This is a genomic window from Bacillus sp. SN32 (assembly GCF_002837495.1).
In the GTDB taxonomy this organism is placed as follows: domain Bacteria; phylum Bacillota; class Bacilli; order Bacillales; family Bacillaceae; genus Bacillus; species Bacillus subtilis.
Genome location: NZ_PJCT01000004.1, coordinates 125,171 through 142,438 on the forward strand (window position 1 = coordinate 125,171; position 17,268 = coordinate 142,438).

At 40.7% G+C, this 17,268-nt stretch carries 14 protein-coding genes and 7 tRNA genes; 20 read left to right on the plus strand and 1 reads right to left on the minus strand.

Annotated features, from left to right (window positions below; all coding sequences use genetic code 11):
- Positions 1 to 9 precede the first annotated feature (9 nt).
- From rsbU to CW370_RS16640, 6 genes are all read left to right on the plus strand, one after another.
- Positions 10 to 1,017, plus strand: a complete 1,008-nt coding sequence (rsbU, locus tag CW370_RS16615; RefSeq protein WP_003234295.1) for a phosphoserine phosphatase RsbU — start codon at positions 10 to 12, stop codon at positions 1,015 to 1,017.
- 61 nt (positions 1,018 to 1,078) lie between these two features.
- Positions 1,079 to 1,408: an anti-sigma factor antagonist RsbV gene (rsbV, locus tag CW370_RS16620; RefSeq protein WP_003234298.1), complete on the plus strand. Its 330-nt coding sequence runs from the start codon at positions 1,079 to 1,081 to the stop codon at positions 1,406 to 1,408.
- Positions 1,405 to 1,887, plus strand: coding sequence for an anti-sigma B factor RsbW (gene rsbW / locus CW370_RS16625; protein ID WP_003234299.1), 483 nt, complete (start codon positions 1,405 to 1,407; stop codon positions 1,885 to 1,887). The genes rsbV and rsbW overlap by 4 nt, the downstream gene beginning before the upstream one ends.
- Positions 1,853 to 2,641, plus strand: a complete 789-nt coding sequence (gene sigB, locus CW370_RS16630; protein ID WP_003246715.1) for an RNA polymerase sigma factor SigB — start codon at positions 1,853 to 1,855, stop codon at positions 2,639 to 2,641. The genes rsbW and sigB overlap by 35 nt, the downstream gene beginning before the upstream one ends.
- Positions 2,641 to 3,240 (plus strand): phosphoserine phosphatase RsbX, encoded by a 600-nt coding sequence (rsbX, locus tag CW370_RS16635; protein WP_003234303.1) that lies wholly within the window; start codon positions 2,641 to 2,643, stop codon positions 3,238 to 3,240. Before sigB ends, rsbX begins: the two co-directional genes overlap by 1 nt.
- A 106-nt stretch (positions 3,241 to 3,346) precedes the next feature.
- Entirely contained in the window at positions 3,347 to 5,506 is a 2,160-nt protein-coding gene (locus CW370_RS16640) for a Tex family protein (protein ID WP_024572530.1), read from the plus strand.
- 9 nt (positions 5,507 to 5,515) lie between these two features.
- Here the strand turns inward: CW370_RS16640 and cmpA are convergent, their stop codons facing one another.
- Positions 5,516 to 5,629, minus strand: a complete 114-nt coding sequence (cmpA, locus tag CW370_RS16645; RefSeq protein WP_003225207.1) for a cortex morphogenetic protein CmpA — start codon at positions 5,627 to 5,629, stop codon at positions 5,516 to 5,518.
- Between the two features lie 103 nt (positions 5,630 to 5,732).
- Here cmpA and CW370_RS16650 point away from each other — a divergent pair, with 103 nt between their 5' ends.
- The 14 genes from CW370_RS16650 to CW370_RS16715 all read left to right on the plus strand — a co-directional run bounded on the left by CW370_RS16650 (position 5,733) and on the right by CW370_RS16715 (position 17,264).
- Positions 5,733 to 6,185, plus strand: coding sequence for a SprT family protein (locus tag CW370_RS16650; RefSeq protein WP_003234309.1), 453 nt, complete (start codon positions 5,733 to 5,735; stop codon positions 6,183 to 6,185).
- A gap of 122 nt (positions 6,186 to 6,307) precedes the next feature.
- Positions 6,308 to 6,382, plus strand: a tRNA-Asn gene (locus CW370_RS16655).
- A 4-nt stretch (positions 6,383 to 6,386) separates the two neighbouring features.
- Positions 6,387 to 6,477, plus strand: a tRNA-Ser gene (locus CW370_RS16660).
- Between the two features lie 29 nt (positions 6,478 to 6,506).
- Positions 6,507 to 6,578 (plus strand) — tRNA-Glu (locus CW370_RS16665).
- Positions 6,579 to 6,589: 11 nt separating this feature from the next.
- A tRNA-Gln gene (locus CW370_RS16670) sits at positions 6,590 to 6,664 on the plus strand.
- A 28-nt stretch (positions 6,665 to 6,692) separates the two neighbouring features.
- Positions 6,693 to 6,768 (plus strand) — tRNA-Lys (locus CW370_RS16675).
- An 11-nt stretch (positions 6,769 to 6,779) separates the two neighbouring features.
- A tRNA-Leu gene (locus CW370_RS16680) sits at positions 6,780 to 6,861 on the plus strand.
- Positions 6,862 to 6,942: 81 nt separating this feature from the next.
- A tRNA-Leu gene (locus CW370_RS16685) sits at positions 6,943 to 7,026 on the plus strand.
- Between the two features lie 517 nt (positions 7,027 to 7,543).
- Positions 7,544 to 8,341, plus strand: coding sequence for a dihydrodipicolinate synthase family protein (locus CW370_RS16690; protein WP_024572697.1), 798 nt, complete (start codon positions 7,544 to 7,546; stop codon positions 8,339 to 8,341).
- 134 nt (positions 8,342 to 8,475) lie between these two features.
- Entirely contained in the window at positions 8,476 to 9,723 is a 1,248-nt protein-coding gene (locus CW370_RS16695) for a CynX/NimT family MFS transporter (protein ID WP_024572698.1), read from the plus strand.
- Positions 9,724 to 9,811: 88 nt separating this feature from the next.
- Positions 9,812 to 10,702, plus strand: coding sequence for a LysR family transcriptional regulator (locus CW370_RS16700; RefSeq protein ID WP_024572699.1), 891 nt, complete (start codon positions 9,812 to 9,814; stop codon positions 10,700 to 10,702).
- A gap of 50 nt (positions 10,703 to 10,752) precedes the next feature.
- Positions 10,753 to 11,385, plus strand: a complete 633-nt coding sequence (locus CW370_RS16705; RefSeq protein WP_024572700.1) for an MOSC domain-containing protein — start codon at positions 10,753 to 10,755, stop codon at positions 11,383 to 11,385.
- 88 nt (positions 11,386 to 11,473) lie between these two features.
- On the plus strand, positions 11,474 to 12,100 hold the full coding sequence (locus tag CW370_RS16710; protein WP_024572701.1) for a LysE family translocator: 627 nt from the start codon (positions 11,474 to 11,476) through the stop codon (positions 12,098 to 12,100).
- A 451-nt stretch (positions 12,101 to 12,551) separates the two neighbouring features.
- Entirely contained in the window at positions 12,552 to 17,264 is a 4,713-nt protein-coding gene (locus CW370_RS16715; RefSeq protein ID WP_101169838.1) for an isopeptide-forming domain-containing fimbrial protein, read from the plus strand.
- The last annotated feature ends 4 nt before the right edge of the window (positions 17,265 to 17,268 follow it).

The following is a 17,268-nucleotide window of genomic DNA, read 5'->3' on the forward strand; positions in this document are numbered from 1 at the left end:
GGTAAGAACGTGGATTTTAGGGAGGTTATTGAGCAGCGGTATCATCAGCTGCTTAGTCGATATATAGCCGAATTAACAGAAACATCTTTATATCAAGCCCAAAAATTCAGCCGAAAAACAATCGAGCACCAAATTCCTCCGGAAGAAATCATCAGCATTCACAGAAAAGTGCTGAAGGAGCTGTATCCAAGTCTCCCGGAAGATGTGTTTCATTCGCTGGATTTTTTAATAGAAGTCATGATTGGTTATGGAATGGCTTATCAGGAGCATCAAACCCTTAGAGGGATACAGCAGGAAATCAAATCAGAAATTGAAATCGCGGCAAATGTCCAGCAGACGCTGCTCGGAACTAAAGTTCCTCAGGAAGAAGCGCTGGATATCGGCGCCATCAGTGTTCCTGCTAAACAGATGAGCGGTGATTACTACCACTTTGTCAAAGACAAGGAATCCATCAATATCGCAATCGCGGACGTGATCGGAAAAGGCATTCCAGCGGCTTTATGCATGTCCATGATTAAATACGCGATGGACTCTTTGCCGGAAACGGGCATACACCCTTCTCAAGTGCTGAAAAATTTGAATCGTGTTGTTGAACAAAACGTTGATGCCAGTATGTTTATTACGATGTTTTATGCGAATTACAATATGGACAAGCATCAATTTACATATGCTTCAGCGGGACATGAACCGGGATTCTATTATTCTCAAAAAGACAACACGTTTTACGATTTAGAGGCCAAAGGACTCGTTCTCGGCATCTCGCAGGACTATGACTACAAACAATTCGATCAGCATCTGGAAAAGGGCGATATGATTGTTTTATTTTCTGACGGCGTCACAGAATGCAGAACGGAAAACGGTTTCTTGGAGCGTCCTGATCTGCAGAAGCTCATTGAGGAACATATGTGTTCCTCCGCGCAGGAAATGGTCAAAAACATTTATGACAGCCTCCTCAAATTGCAGGATTTTCAGCTTCACGATGATTTTACGTTAATTGTTTTGCGGAGAAAGGTTTAACGTCTGTCAGACCAGGGTATAAAGCAACTAGTGATTTGAAGGAAAATTTGAGGTGATACGAATGAATATAAATGTTGATGTGAAGCAAAACGAGAATGATATACAAGTAAACATTGCAGGAGAAATTGATGTATACTCAGCCCCGGTGCTTAGAGAGAAGCTCGTTCCTCTGGCAGAACAAGGAGCTGACTTAAGAATTTGCCTGAAAGATGTCAGCTACATGGACAGTACCGGATTGGGCGTTTTTGTAGGGACCTTTAAAATGGTGAAAAAACAAGGCGGTTCGCTGAAACTTGAAAATCTTTCTGAACGGCTGATCCGACTGTTTGACATTACAGGCTTGAAGGACATCATTGATATTTCTGCAAAGTCAGAAGGTGGAGTGCAATGAAGAATAACGCTGATTACATCGAAATGAAAGTGCCGGCCCAACCTGAATATGTGGGAATTATAAGACTGACACTGTCAGGGGTCGCAAGCAGAATGGGCTATACGTACGATGAAATTGAAGATTTGAAAATCGCAGTCAGCGAGGCGTGCACAAATGCGGTCCAGCACGCTTATAAAGAAGATAAAAATGGGGAAGTGTCAATACGATTCGGTGTGTTTGAAGACCGTTTAGAGGTTATTGTGGCGGATGAAGGAGACAGCTTTGACTTTGATCAAAAGCAGCAGGATCTAGGGCCGTACACACCTTCGCACACAGTTGATCAATTATCAGAAGGAGGGCTCGGTCTATATTTAATGGAAACGCTCATGGATGAAGTCAGAGTGCAAAACCACTCCGGCGTCACCGTAGCGATGACAAAGTATTTAAATGGGGAGCGAGTTGATCATGACACAACCATCAAAAACTACGAAACTAACTAAAGATGAAGTCGATCGGCTCATAAGCGATTACCAAACAAAGCAAGATGAACAAGCGCAGGAAACGCTTGTGCGGGTGTATACAAATCTGGTTGACATGCTTGCGAAAAAATATTCAAAAGGCAAAAGCTTCCACGAGGATCTCCGCCAGGTCGGCATGATCGGGCTGCTAGGCGCGATTAAGCGATACGATCCTGTTGTCGGCAAATCGTTTGAAGCTTTTGCAATTCCGACAATCATCGGTGAAATTAAACGTTTCCTCAGAGATAAAACATGGAGCGTTCATGTGCCGAGACGAATTAAAGAACTGGGTCCAAGAATCAAAATGGCGGTTGATCAGCTGACCACTGAAACACAAAGATCGCCGAAAGTCGAAGAGATTGCCGAATTCCTCGATGTTTCTGAAGAAGAGGTTCTTGAAACGATGGAAATGGGCAAAAGCTATCAAGCTTTATCCGTTGACCACAGCATTGAAGCGGATTCGGACGGAAGCACCGTCACGATTCTTGATATCGTCGGATCACAGGAGGACGGATATGAGCGGGTCAACCAGCAATTGATGCTGCAAAGCGTGCTTCATGTCCTTTCAGATCGTGAAAAACAAATCATAGACCTTACGTATATTCAAAACAAAAGCCAAAAAGAAACTGGGGACATTCTCGGTATATCTCAAATGCACGTCTCGCGCTTGCAACGCAAAGCTGTGAAGAAGCTCAGAGAGGCCTTGATTGAAGATCCCTCGATGGAGTTAATGTAATGATCCAGGTTGAAGAAAACGAGCATATTCAAACTCTAGTATATCAACTGAATAAAGAAGGGAAATCGATTTGCGGTGACAGCTTTTTTATGAAAGCTGATGATAAGGAGTTAATTTGCGCGGTTGCTGACGGACTGGGAAGTGGATCACTTGCTAACGAATCCTCTGCAGCCATCAAAGACTTAGTGGAAAACTATGCGAATGAAGACGTAGAAAGCATTATCGAACGCTGTAATCAGGCGATGAAAAACAAAAGAGGCGCTACAGCATCTATCCTGAAAATCAATTTTGAGCAAAGGCAGTTTACGTACTGCTCTGTCGGAAATGTACGGTTTATTCTGCATTCCCCGTCTGGTGAAAGCTTTTATCCTCTGCCGATTTCGGGCTATTTATCAGGCAAGCCGCAAAAATACAAAACGCACACCGCCACCTATGAAAAGGGTTCAAAGTTCATTATACATACAGATGGACTCAACGTACCTGATATCCGCTCCCACTTGAAAAAAGGCCAATCGGTAGAAGAAATATCGAATTCGCTGAAAATGTATACGACATCGAGAAAAGATGACCTGACCTATATTCTCGGACAGCTGTCCTAGAGAATAAGAACAAGAAGAAGCCGGAATACCGGCTTCTTTTTTTATGTGTTTTTTTCGGTTTTTGATACACTAGAGAAAGAACGACAAAATTGGAGGCTTTGGTTACATGGAAACGTCAGCCCTTTTAAAACAGCAAATTGCGAAAGAAATAGGTTTATCACAAAAACATGTTGAAAGTGTCATCCGCCTGCTTGAGGACGGCAATACAGTCCCGTTTATTGCCCGGTATCGAAAAGAGCAGACGGGTTCAATGGATGAGGTTCAGATTCAGACGATTTCTGAACGCTGGCAATACATACAAAACCTGAATCAGCGAAAAGAAGAAGTCATCAGGCTGATTGCAGAGCAGGATAAACTGACAGATGATCTAAAACGTAAAATCGAGCAATCGGTGAAGCTTCAGGAAGTGGAAGACCTTTACCGCCCTTATAAACAAAAACGTAAAACAAAGGCGACAGTCGCCAAAAGCAAAGGCCTTGAGCCGCTTGCCGACTATATCCTGACACTTCCCCAAGATGATCGTCTGGCAGCAACTGCAGACCAATACATCAGCGAAGAAAAAGAAGTGTTCACACGAGAAGAAGCGATTGAAGGTGCCAAGCACATTATTGCAGAACAAATCTCAGACGAGCCGACCTTCAGAAAGTGGATTCGCCAGGAAACCTTCAAAAGAGGAACCATTAAGTCTGCAGCCGGAAAGTCGGCAGACACCGATGAGAAAAATGTGTATGAAATGTATTACGAGTATGAAGAGCCAATTGCAAAAGTTGTTCCGCATAGGGTGCTGGCAATGAACCGCGGCGAAAAAGAAGACATTTTAAAGGTAGCGATCGAACCGCCTGCGGATCACATTAAGGCGTATTTAGAAAAACAAATCATCAAAAATCGCTCAACATCCGTAAGAGAGATTTTGCAGGAGACAATTGAAGACAGCTATAAAAGGCTGATCCAGCCGGCAATCGAGCGTGAAATCAGGAAAGAGCTCTCAGAAAAAGCTGATGAACAGGCGATTCATATTTTCTCAGAGAACTTGAGAAAGCTTCTTTTGCAGCCGCCGATGAAAGGTAAAACCGTTCTCGGTGTTGACCCAGCCTTTCGAACTGGCTGTAAGCTCGCTGTGTCAGATGAGACCGGAAAAGTCTTGAAAATTGATGTGATCTATCCGCATGCGCCAGTCAACAAAACAAAAGAAGCCCATGAAAAAGTGAAAAAGATTCTTGAGCAGTATCAAGTCGAGATGGTGGCGATCGGAAACGGCACAGCATCCAGAGAAACAGAGCAATTCATCGTCAATGTACTCAAAGACATGCCGCGCAAAATTTATTATGTGATCGTCAATGAAGCGGGAGCAAGCGTCTATTCGGCTTCAGAGCTTGCCAGAGAAGAATTCCCTGACCTTAAGGTTGAAGAGCGCAGTGCCGTATCTATTGCGCGGAGACTTCAAGACCCGCTCGCGGAGCTCGTTAAGATCGATCCGAAGTCTGTTGGTGTCGGACAGTATCAGCATGACGTCAGCCAAAAACGCTTAAATGAATCTCTGCGGTTTGTCGTCGAAACTGTCGTAAACCAGGTTGGAGTAAACGTCAACACAGCCTCCGCCGCGCTGCTTCAATATGTAGCTGGATTATCGAAGTCTGTAGCAGGAAACGTTGTCAAAAAACGCGAGGAAATCGGAAAGTTTTCAAATCGAAAAGAACTGAAGGACATCCCAAGGCTCGGTGCGAAAACCTATGAACAATGTATCGGTTTCTTAAGAGTGCAGGAAGGGACAGAGCCTTTGGATAGAACAGGCATTCACCCGGAAAGCTATAAAGAAACAAAAGCGCTTTTGAAAAAACTCGGACTTTCAACAGAACATATCGGCACGGCGGAATTGAAGGACAAAATCAATCAGCTGGCGCTTTCTGAAACGGCAAAAGAGCTGGGAATCGGCGAAATCACTCTGAAAGACATTTGTGAACAGCTGACAAGGCCGGAACGCGATCCGCGCGATGAGGTGCCTAAGCCTTTGCTGAAAACAGACGTCCTTCAGCTGGAAGATTTGAAAGAGGGAATGGAACTGCAGGGCACCGTGCGCAATGTAGTGGACTTCGGAGCGTTTGTTGATATTGGAGTCAAACAAGACGGGCTTGTGCATATCTCAAAACTGAGCAATCAATTCGTCAAGCATCCTCTTGATGTCGTATCTGTCGGCGATATCGTGACAGTTTGGGTTGACGGCGTAGATGTACAAAAAGGCAGAGTATCGCTGTCTATGGTAAAATAAAAGCACTGCTTACGAGCAGTGTTTTTTCCTATAGAAATACCAGCATTGATTCAGCAGTTTAATTTGGTAATTATCTTTTTCAAGGAACGCTTTTTGCATCTGCTTTTTAAGCCAATTTGGCATAGGCTCATTCCTCCTCAGCTTTTATCATAAGAGGGACGGTGATTACCATATTGTATGCGAACGGTGAATTGTCCCGTTCAATGTTTTTTAAGTGAGGTGCACTATGGATAATATAGAGCTTCAAAAGCTGACAGAGGATATTTCTAAAACATATTTTAAAAAGCCGTTCCGCCATCAGGCGCTTTTTAATGACAGGCTTAAAACCACTGGCGGCAGGTACCTGTTAACCTCCCATAACATTGAATTGAACAGAAAATATCTGATTGAACACGGCAGGGAGGAACTGATCGGCATCATCAAGCACGAGCTCTGCCATTATCATCTTCATCTTGAAGGAAAAGGGTACAAGCACAGAGACAGAGATTTTAGAATGCTTTTGCAGCAAGTCAACGCGCCGAGGTTCTGTACACCCCTTAAGAAAAAAGCGGAAAACAAAAAAACTTATATGTATATCTGTACGGCCTGCGGCCAACAGTATATAAAGAAGCGCGCCATGAACCCTGACAGATACAGGTGCGGAAAATGCCGCGGAAAAATAAAAAGAATTTTTTCGTGAAAAAGGTTGACGAATATGGCAAGCCTGTGTTACATTATAAAAGTCGTTACGAGAGATAAATAAAAACATTTACCTCTTGACACTGTAAATCAAGGCTGATATAATAAGTCTTGTCTCATTATTCCACAGTAGCTCAGTGGTAGAGCTATCGGCTGTTAACCGATCGGTCGCAGGTTCGAATCCTGCCTGTGGAGCCATATTGGAGAAGTACTCAAGTGGCTGAAGAGGCGCCCCTGCTAAGGGTGTAGGTCGCGTAAGCGGCGCGAGGGTTCAAATCCCTCCTTCTCCGCCATAAGATTTCGATATAAGTTCTCAACCATCGGCCCGTTGGTCAAGCGGTTAAGACACCGCCCTTTCACGGCGGTAACACGGGTTCGAATCCCGTACGGGTCATTCCATTTCGTTGGGCTATAGCCAAGCGGTAAGGCAACGGACTTTGACTCCGTCATGCGTTGGTTCGAATCCAGCTAGCCCAGCCATTTTTTATTTTTTGAAATCTAATAGTAAGAGCCATTAGCTCAGTTGGTAGAGCATCTGACTTTTAATCAGAGGGTCGAAGGTTCGAGTCCTTCATGGCTCACCATTTGTCTTTTTGCGGGTGTGGCGGAATTGGCAGACGCGCTAGACTTAGGATCTAGTGTCTTACGACGTGGGGGTTCGAGTCCCTTCACCCGCACTTTATTTACAAAGTGCACGCAAATCGGTTTTACTAGGTTAAGAGCCTACTAAACCAGCACAAACACAATTTAATGATCACGCGGTCGTGGCGGAATGGCAGACGCGCTAGGTTGAGGGCCTAGTGGGTGAATAACCCGTGGAGGTTCAAGTCCTCTCGGCCGCATCCCAATAATACCAAGGGTTTTGACGATCTTGGTATTTTTTTGTGCTTATTTTTAAATGATCTACTGTCCACAAACTGCCCGCTTACCTAAAGATAAGTCCTATAATTTATCAGCCATTTCCTTAACCATCTCAATTGTTGTTTTTACAGAATTCTGTTCTATGGATGGTGGAAAATATATTCAATATGCTTTCTATACACCTGAAGATTCTGCTGCTGAATTATCTGCGTTTTCTTACTACGAAGAAGCCAAAATCTAAAGAAACTAAGTTAGAGGAGTGAACCAGGTGTTTGCTCCTCTTTTTTCTGTCTATAAAATGATTGTCCGAATTCAATGCGAATTTTTTAACGATTAGTCAGTCAAACGATAGTTTTTACCTATCATTTCTATATAAATAATTGAATTGTATTATAAGTTAAGCTGACCTATACTTTTATTGAAAATTAAACTTGCTTTCAAACCATCGAGGTATAAGTAAAAGGCTAATTCTTTAAAAATAAAAAACGGAGGTATTTTATGAAAAATTTTAATGTTGCTATTCCAACTCCATTTCATAATGATGAGAGTTTATATGTAGAAGGTTTTAATGACATTCTGGACTATTTACAAGAAAATGGGATAGATTCTGTACTTGTATCTGCTACTACCGGTGAACAAAATTCAATGAGCATTGAAGAACGAATCCAGATTATTCATTATTTTAATCAAGAACAATTTAAAAACGTTGAACTTATGTTTGGTGTATCAGCAACAAGAACCAAAGATGCAATAACACTCATTAAGGAGCTTGAGGATTCTGTTTTTGACGCAATTCTCATTCAGTTCCCACCCTATATTCAACCAACTCAAAAACAGGCTATTGGCTATATTAATGAGTTGCTGCAACACACAACTAAACATGTAGTACTTTATAATAATCCTTTCAGAACAGGATTTGAGCTAAGTGCTGAATCATTTGAAACTCTTATCAATCAAAAACATGCAAATCTTGTAGGACTTAAAGAAGAGAGTGATGCCAAACGTCATTCAAGTACAAACTTACCGGATGACTTTGTGATGTTCGCCGGTGGTGATATCAATCTTCCGGAAAAAATACTTAATGGCTGTAATGGGCTGTCAAGTATGGTTGGGAATGTATATCCAAAGGAGATTAAACAACTATTTCACCAATTAATTTTGAATCAACCAGTTGATCTTAGAAAATTAAACGATTTAATTATTGAAGTTACAAGCGGTCAAGCAATAATGAATATAAAGAATCACTATAACTCTTTGGGAATAAAAGTAGGGCCATGTCGTTCTCCGATAAATTGATTGTAAGAGTCAAACCAGTAACGATTTCACTGCTTGTAATCTTATTCATTCGATGAAACACAAGTGCAGTTGAAGCAATAAACGTATTGCAACTAAAAGGTGTCATTGGGTGATACGGAGGGTCAATATTGATCATGGGTAATTCACAATTAACAAATTACGTAGGACAATCGCGGTTGGATTTAAAGCCTAGGATAGGATGGCTTATCATAGGTATCATCCTAATTGGTGCAAATCTTAGAGCCTCACTAACATCAGTTGGTCCGCTAGTAGCTGCAATTCGTGATGACCTGGGGATTTCTAATACACTGGCAGGAGTCATAACCACAATACCTTTACTTGCTTTTGCATTTTTATCTCCTTTTGCGTCCAATTTAGCTCGGCGTTTTGGTATGGAGTTTACCCTATTGATTTCCTTAGTGATATTAACGATTGGGATTGGAATACGTTCTTTTGTTGGAAAAGAAACATTATTTATAGGAACGATTTTAATCGGATCATCAATTGCCATTTGCAATGTTTTATTGCCCAGTCTTATCAAATATAACTTTATGAAACAAATAGGTCTGATGACAGGACTTTATGCAGTATCTATGAATTTATTTGGAGCTGTTGGCTCTGGTATAAGTATTCCGATTTCGTCATCTTTAGGTTTGGGATGGTCAGGGGCCCTTGGATGTTGGGGACTTTTATCTCTGCTCACCATTTTTATTTGGCTGCCACAGCTGCAATATCAACAAAAGTCTATTCAGGTTGAAAAAACTGGGGAGGAAGTGAAATCAATCAGCTTATGGCGTTCTAAGCTAGCGTGGAATGTTACGTTATTTATGGGGTTTCAATCTCTCATTTTCTACACAGTGATTACATGGATACCTGAAATTCTTGAGGAAAAAGGGTTAAACACTCATGAAGCTGGGTGGACGTTGTCTTTAATGCAACTTGCTATGCTTCCTGTAACATTTCTCGTTTCTATTTTAGCTGGACGTTTAAAAAGCCAGCGGTTATTAGTAGCTTCATCTGCTTCTCTATTAATTTTTGGGTTTGTTGCTATCATGTATGGGGATACAATTCTTATGCCTTTATGGATGATCATAATTGGAATCGGAATTGGATTTGCATTTAGTTTAGCTATGATGTTCTTTAGCCTGCGTACTCAAAATGCCACCGAGGCAGCTGAACTTTCAGGTATGGCTCAATCTTTAGGTTATCTTCTATCTGCTATAGGGCCTGTTTTATTTGGTTGGTTACACGACGTTACACATAATTGGACTGCTCCTTTACTTATGTTAGTTTTTACTTCAGTTATTGTTTTGATCTCGGGTATAGGGGCAGCGAAAAACGAATATGTACCCATCAAGGGATCCAGTTTAAAATCACTATAATAGATACAGACTATAAAGTAGGGGCATCATTAGCACTCTTACGCCCCTTTCTAAACTGTATCTATTCATTTTCTAAAGGAGGCACTAGATGGAATTAAAACAACTTGAATATTTCTATGCAGTATGCCAAGAACTTCATTTTACAAGAGCAGCTGAAAAAGTAGGAATTTCTCAGCCTTCTTTAAGTCAACAAATTAGATTATTAGAACATGAAATTGGCACTCCTTTATTTGACCGCATTGGTAAAAAAACAGCACTTACTGAATCAGGAAAGCTGCTCTTAAAGTATACTCGCAAAATTTTTTATGAGGTAGAACAGGCTAAAACCTCGATAGATGAATTAAATGGACTTCAAAGAGGGACAATTTTGGTTGGCACTTTGCTGACAGTCGAGGATTATCTGATCACGCCTACTTTACTGAGTTTTCATCAAAAATACCCTGGTGTGAAGATATCCGTTTTTGGGCTGCGTACTGGGGACATTCACAAACAACTCATAGAAAATAAGTTGGATTTGGGGATTGTATTCTTACCTATGAAAGGCGATGAATTAGAATCAATTTCTTTATCCACAGAGGAAATGGCTTTTGCAGTGCCTAAAGGTCACCCGTTAGAGAATCAGGATATGTTAGATCTAGAGGTGCTAAAGACAACACCATCGATTTTACTCCCACAACAGTATTTTATTAGAAAACTTATAGATGAAGCTTGTAGAGAATTAGGATTCTTTCCTAAGCCGATTTTTGAAATTACAACCATGCAATCTTTAATGAATATGGTTATTAAAGGAGTAGGAGTAACAATACTTCCTAAACCTTATTTAGAGTACCTTAATCACCCTAATATAAGAATCATACCAATTTTAAAATCTAACCTTTCTCGTGAAATTGGAGTTGTGTATAGAAAAGATAAATATTTGAGTGCTGCAACTCATGCTTTTATTAGTGCCCTTAAAGAAACTGTATGTAATTCAAATTAACGATTGGAGACCTTGATTGAATACAGGCTCATGGCGATTGGAGGGGTATCATGAATAGACAAATCATTCATTTAGCTGTTGGAAAACCTAAGGAATATGATTGGAATAATCGAAAAGAATTGTCCGCGATAGGTAAGTCTAGTGTATCATCTATTGAGCTGAAAAAATCCGGTTTCGTTGGTGATGATGTTGCTAACCACAAGTTTCACGGCGGTGTTGAACGAGCAGTATGTTTATATCCATTTGAGCATTATTCTTATTGGGAACGAATGTTTAATAAAAAGATGACTCCGCCTATTTTCGGAGAAAACATTACTGCAACAGGCATGTTGGAAGAACAGGTTTATATAGGTGATGTGTATAGAATAGGCAGTACCATCATTCAAGTAACACAAGGAAGGGTGCCGTGTGCAACTATATCTAAATACAATGAAGAGAGAGATTTTCTGAAAAAAGTGGTTGAAACATGTCTAACCGGTTATTTTTTTCGGGTGCTAAAAGAAGGGACGATTGAGTCTCATTCAGAAATAGAGCTTGTTGAAAAGGACCCATGTGAAATAACTGTACTTTCTGCCACACAAGTTCTTTTTCATCAAAAACAGGATAAAAAATCAATTGAAGAAATATTGAAAGTCGATGCTCTCGCAGAGGATTGGCGGAAAAGGTTTTTAAAACTGTTATGAGTTCTTGGTATGCTGAAAAGTTGTTCAAAAAAAGTTGATTCGTTTAAATTTTCGCAGATGAAATGTGGAATTTTAGGAGTTGAAATATATGTTTGGAATTCATGATCTTTTTTTGTTTGTGTTGTCATCATTTATTTTTATAGCTGCTCCTGGCATAGACGCTGTGTTTGTATTAAGCAGAAGTATCTCAAATGGCAGAGCAAGTGGTTTTGCCGCATCTGCTGGAATTGCTACCGGTGCTTTTGTTCATACAATACTTGCAACTGTTGGATTATCTATTATTTTAGCTAAGTCGGTTGTTCTGTTTACTGCTATAAAACTTGTAGGAGGGCTTTATTTGATCTACATTGGAATGAAAGCACTTCTTAAGAGAAGTGACGGAATAACTTTAAAGGATACAGCTAACGAAACGCTTAAAAAACATTATATCCAGGGGGTTGTTACAAACATCGCTAACCCTAAAAACATTCTATTCTATTTATCGTTTCTGCCTCAGTTTGCATCTACATCACGGGAGACTGTGTCATTGTCCTTTCTTATTTTAGGGAGCATCTTCGCCGTTATAGCTTTATTGTGGTACATTTTAGTCACGTACTTTTCCACTATGGCCACAAAAACACTCAAAGACAACAAGAAATTCAATAATATTCTCAATAAAGTCTCTGGAACAGTATTTATTGCTCTTGGATGTAAGTTGATGGTTAGTCATAAATAATAAAGGGCATTATTCTTTCTTAGAAAAGATATGGTTTTGAGGAGCTTGAACTATCAAAAAAGATACCAAACATATTGGTATCTTTTTTTGTTTTTGCATCAGAGTAATCAAATCTTTCTATATTGATGATGTTGAATCAATAGCCTGTTCTTCCCCTGCTTTTTACTTATATGAGAGTCATATACGCAAATCGCTTATATCTAGAAAATTAAACAGATTCACACAAAAAAGGACAAATTACTCTTTACAAATTACGACAAATACTTGATGTTTTTTGCAATCCAACCTTATTTTATGACAAATATATGAATATTTTGTCACATTGTAAAAGATGTACTTGTTATATATATTTAATTCGAGAGGAGGTCAAATAAAGAACAAATATTCCGATTCGTGTGAATTTATCGGGAGGTAGGTTCATAAAACAATTAAATAATGGGAGTGGGAGTCTATGAGAAAGGGCTTTGTGCCTAAAGCTTACATACTGAATCTTAGGAAAACCCTAATGATTTTTGCAGTCTTGTTATTGATTGCTGGAAATGTGTTGACAGTTTTGCCGAATCATATTCATGCTGAAGATACTACAGAGGTAACTCAAAGTGCAGATAATATTTGTCCAGCTCCTGTTGCGTTGATTAACGGAAGCTTTGAACAAGGTGCTGCAAGAGGATCAGCACATGATGGTTCGGGTCTTTATTACTATGAGTCTGAAGTTCCTGGTTGGAAAACTACTGATAAGGCAATTGAAATATGGAACTATGCACAGAATATTCCGGCTGTTGTGAAAAATTGGCCAGCACCTCCGGATGGCAATCGCTGGGCTGAATTAAACGCTTTTGAAAATGGCATGTTGTATCAAGACGTGAAAACAACGCCTGGACAAACGATTTATTGGCGTTTATCCCATATGGGACGGCAAGGTGTTGACACCATGCAGGTTCGCATAGGGGCAGCTACTAATAATCCGTATGATACCGTTGTTCAAAAACAATTTTCTGATGGAAAAACTGCATGGGGAACTCATACAGGTTCTTATACTGTCCCAGCTGGCCAAACGACAACTCGATTCGGTTTCGAAGCTGTAAGTACAGCGGCTGGAAACATAGGGGCCGGCAACTTTTTGGATGATATTTTCTTAGGAACAGAACCATGTGTGACGGCAAATAAGTCAGTTTCACCACAGGGAGAGGTACAACCCGGGGATGAGCTTACATACGCGGTTCAAATCAAAAATGAAGGCGGAGACGTTGCTGCTGATGCAAGCTTTTCCGATGCAATTCCAGAGGGAACTGAATATGTTCCTGGATCATTAAAATTAATGAACGGTTCCACAACAAAAAACTTAACTGATGCATCCGATGGTGATGAAGGCAATTTCGATGGCAATAAAGTAAATATTACATTAGGAAATTTACCTAACACGAACAACTTGCCAAATGGGATGACTGTACAGTTTAAAGTGAAGGCCAAGACAGGTTATGCTGGCAAAGAAATTTCTAACAAAGCGCAAATAAACTATGACAGTTTATTAACGAATACAAGTAAAAAAACCGAATCAAACGAAGTAACGACTCCGGTTGTTTTTAAAGATCCTGTACTTGAATCAAAGAAAACGTCTGCTATTAAGGTAAAAGCGGATGGAAACCAAGATGCGGATCACCCAGAAGTGGGAGATACACTTCTTTACACGATTCAAACCCGAAATACTGTTGAAGACAGTCAAGTGAAAAACCTTGCCATTTCGGATACGGTGCCGGAAGGCTTAGACTATGTTCCAGGCTCACTAAAAGTAGACGGTGTCTCTGTCAGTGATGGTCAGGATGACGACAAAGGACAATATACTGATGGCAAAGTGTCAGGACAGGTTGGTAATGTATCCGATACTGAATGGCATAATGTGACCTTTGAAGTGAAAGTGAAGCCTGGTCAAGCAGGAAAGAATATTATCAATACGGCAAGCATTTCAGGAGATAATATCCAAACACCGGATAAGCCAAATAATGAAGTGAAAGTTTATCCTAGGAACCCTGCTTTAGAATCAAAGAAAACAGCAGCAATTAAGGAAAAAGTGGAAGGAAACAAATATCCTGATCACCCAGAAGTAGGAGACACGCTTCTTTACACAATACAAACACGAAATACAGAAGAAGACAGTGAGGTAAAAGCCCTTACAATCTCAGATGCCATACCAGATGGACTGGAATACGTTCCAGGCACTCTGAAAGTGGATGGTACAGCAGTCAGCGATGACCAAGACGATGACAAAGGTGATGTGACAGATGGCAAAGTGTCAGGCCAAATTGGCGATGTGACTGACATGGAATGGCATAACGTGACCTTTGAAGCAAAAGTAAAAGCCGGCCAAGCTGGTGAAACGATTAAGAACACGGCTACCATTACAGGCAGTAACATCGAGACACCAGATAAGCCGAGCAATGATACCGAAATTTATCCAAGAAAGCCGGATGTAGAATCGAAGAAAACCGCAAGCCTCCAGGAAAAAGCGGATGGCAATAAAGATGAGAAACATCCAGAAGTAGGAGATACCCTTCTTTATACAATCGAAACGAGAAACACAATTGAGGACAGTCTGCTTAAAGATCTCGTCATTTCAGATGAACTTCCAGAGGGACTAGAATATGTTTCGGGTTCTTTAAAAGTAGATGGCACAGCAGTCAGCGACGCTCAAGATGATGATAAAGGTGATATGACAGACGGCAAAGTGTCGGGTCAAATTGGTGATGTGACTGATACCGAATGGCATACTGTTACCTTTGAAGCGAAAGTGAAAGCTGGCCAAGCTGGCGAAACAATTCAAAATACGGCTAGTGTTACCGGCAGTAATCTCGAGACTCCGGATAAGCCGAATCATGAAGTCGCAATTTATCCTAGGAACCCTGACTTAGAGTCAAAGAAAACTGCAAGTATTCAAGCAAAAGCAGAGGGCAATAAAGAAGAGAATCAGATACAAGTGGGAGATACCCTTCTTTATACAATCCAGACAAGAAACATAGTTGAGGATAGTCTGGTGAAAAACCTAGTCATCTCAGATGAACTTCCAGAGGGACTAGAATATGTTTCTGGAACTCTAAAAGTAGACAATAAATCCGTCAGCGACGCTCAAGATGATGATAAAGGCGATATGACAGACGGCAAAGTGTCGGGTCAAATTGGTGATGTGACTGATACCGAATGGCATACTGTTACCTTTGAAGTGAAAGTGAAAGCTGGGCAGACTGATCAGAAAATTGTGAATACTGCCAGCGTCACAGGTGACAATATTGATAAACCAGACAAACCAAGCCATGAGGTCAAAGTTTCTCCAAGAAATCCAGTCTTAGAGTCAGAAAAGACAGCGAAGAATCTGGATTCCGATAAAGAAAAGTATGAAGCAGGAGATACGGTTGTTTACACGATCAAAACAAGAAATACAGTAACAGACAGTAAAGTAACTGATCTTGTCATCGCAGATAAACTGCCGGCAGGCTTAGAATATGTTCCTGGCACACTAAAAGTAGATAATAAAGCAGTTAGTGATGCCCGAGATGACGATAAAGGCGATGTGACAGAAGGCAAAGTGTCAGGCCAGTTTGGTGATGTGACTGATACCGAATGGCATACTGTTACCTTTGAAGCGAAAATAAAAGCTGGTCAAGCAGGTAAAAATATTGTCAATACTGCCAGTGTCACAGGTGGTAATGTTGATAAACCAGATAAACCAAGCCATGAGGTTAAAGTTTCTCCGAAAGATCCAGTTTTAGAGTCAGAAAAGACAGCAAAGAATTTGGATTCAGATAAAGAAAAGTATGAAGCAGGAGATACTGTTGTTTACACCATTAAAACGAGAAATACAGTAGCTGATAGTAAAGTGACTGATCTTGTTATCTCAGATAAACTTCCAGCCGGATTGAAGTTTATCGAAGGCAGCTTAAAAGCGAGCAACGGCGGAGAAGTATCAATCAAGGACGGCAAAATCACAGCTAACTTTGGTGACGTAACTGATACCGAGTGGCGTACTGTGACCTTCCAAGCGAAAATTGAGTCCGGCTATGCGGAAAAAACGATTAAAAACGTGGCAACCGTTGACGGCGGCAATATCGACACACCGGATAAACCGGGAACAGACATCAAAGTGGATGCGAAAGATCCAAAATTAGAATCAAAGAAAACAGCCTCCATTAAGGAAAAAGCTGATGGAAATAAAGATGCGGACCATCCGGAATCTGGCGACACGCTTCTTTACACAATCCAAACCCGAAACACGATGGAAGACAGTCTTGTCAAAAATCTTGTCATCTCGGATTCTCTTCCGGAAGGATTAGAATATGTTTCGGGAACATTGAAAGTAGATGGCACAGCAGTAAGTGATGATCAAGACGATGATCATGGGTATTTTGCCGACGGTAAGATGTCAGGTGAGTTTGGCAATGTGACCGATACGAAATGGCACTCTGTAACATTTGAAGCAAAAGTGAAGTCTGGTCAAGCAGGTAAAGATATCGTCAACACTGCAAACATCAGCAGTGACAATATCAAGTCCCCTGACAAACCGAGCCATGAAGTGAAGGTATATCCGCGAAATCCTGTTTTAGAATCTGAAAAAACAGTGAAGAACTTGGATTCAGATAAGGAAAAGTATGAAGCAGGGGATACGGTAGTCTACACCATTAAAACCCGAAATACAGTATCCGACGGTAAAGTAGAAAATCTGGTGATTTCAGATGATCTTCCAGCTGGATTGAAGTATGTCGAAGGCAGCTTAAAAGCGAGCAACGGCGGAGAAGCTACAATCAAGGATGGCAAGATTACTGCTAACTTTGGCGATGTCACTGACACTGAGTGGCGGACTGTGACATTCCAAGCGAAAATTGAGTCGGGATATGCAGGCAAAACCATTATAAACGTGGCAACTGTAAATGGCAGCAGTATTGATAATCCTGATAAGCCAAAAGCAGAGATGAATGTTGTATCGAAAGGTTCTGAGAAACCAAATGAACCTGCTAAGCCAAGCAAACCAACACCAGAAAAAACAGATGGAAAGACAAATACAGGAAAAGAACTTCCAAATACAGCAACAAATACGTATAATCTGATCCTTGTTGGTTTGGTATTGTTAGTAGCAGGAACTGCACTTTGGTACTTTAGAAGAAAAAGAAATGCCTGATGTT

Excerpts from the sequence above, each read along its gene's own strand:
- rsbV (WP_003234298.1), top strand. The coding sequence starts at position 1,079 with ATGAATATAAATGTTGATGTGAAGCAAAACGAGAATGATATACAAGTA.
- CW370_RS16700 (WP_024572699.1), top strand. The coding sequence starts at position 9,812 with ATGGAATTAAAACAACTTGAATATTTCTATGCAGTATGCCAAGAACTT.
- cmpA (WP_003225207.1), bottom strand. The coding sequence starts at position 5,629 with ATGCCAAATTGGCTTAAAAAGCAGATGCAAAAAGCGTTCCTTGAAAAA.
- CW370_RS16695 (WP_024572698.1), top strand. The coding sequence starts at position 8,476 with ATGGGTAATTCACAATTAACAAATTACGTAGGACAATCGCGGTTGGAT.
- CW370_RS16650 (WP_003234309.1), top strand. The coding sequence starts at position 5,733 with ATGGATAATATAGAGCTTCAAAAGCTGACAGAGGATATTTCTAAAACA.
- CW370_RS16690 (WP_024572697.1), top strand. The coding sequence starts at position 7,544 with ATGAAAAATTTTAATGTTGCTATTCCAACTCCATTTCATAATGATGAG.
- CW370_RS16705 (WP_024572700.1), top strand. The coding sequence starts at position 10,753 with ATGAATAGACAAATCATTCATTTAGCTGTTGGAAAACCTAAGGAATAT.
- CW370_RS16715 (WP_101169838.1), top strand. The coding sequence starts at position 12,552 with ATGAGAAAGGGCTTTGTGCCTAAAGCTTACATACTGAATCTTAGGAAA.
- sigB (WP_003246715.1), top strand. The coding sequence starts at position 1,853 with ATGACACAACCATCAAAAACTACGAAACTAACTAAAGATGAAGTCGAT.
- CW370_RS16640 (WP_024572530.1), top strand. The coding sequence starts at position 3,347 with ATGGAAACGTCAGCCCTTTTAAAACAGCAAATTGCGAAAGAAATAGGT.
- CW370_RS16710 (WP_024572701.1), top strand. The coding sequence starts at position 11,474 with ATGTTTGGAATTCATGATCTTTTTTTGTTTGTGTTGTCATCATTTATT.
- rsbX (WP_003234303.1), top strand. The coding sequence starts at position 2,641 with ATGATCCAGGTTGAAGAAAACGAGCATATTCAAACTCTAGTATATCAA.
- rsbW (WP_003234299.1), top strand. The coding sequence starts at position 1,405 with ATGAAGAATAACGCTGATTACATCGAAATGAAAGTGCCGGCCCAACCT.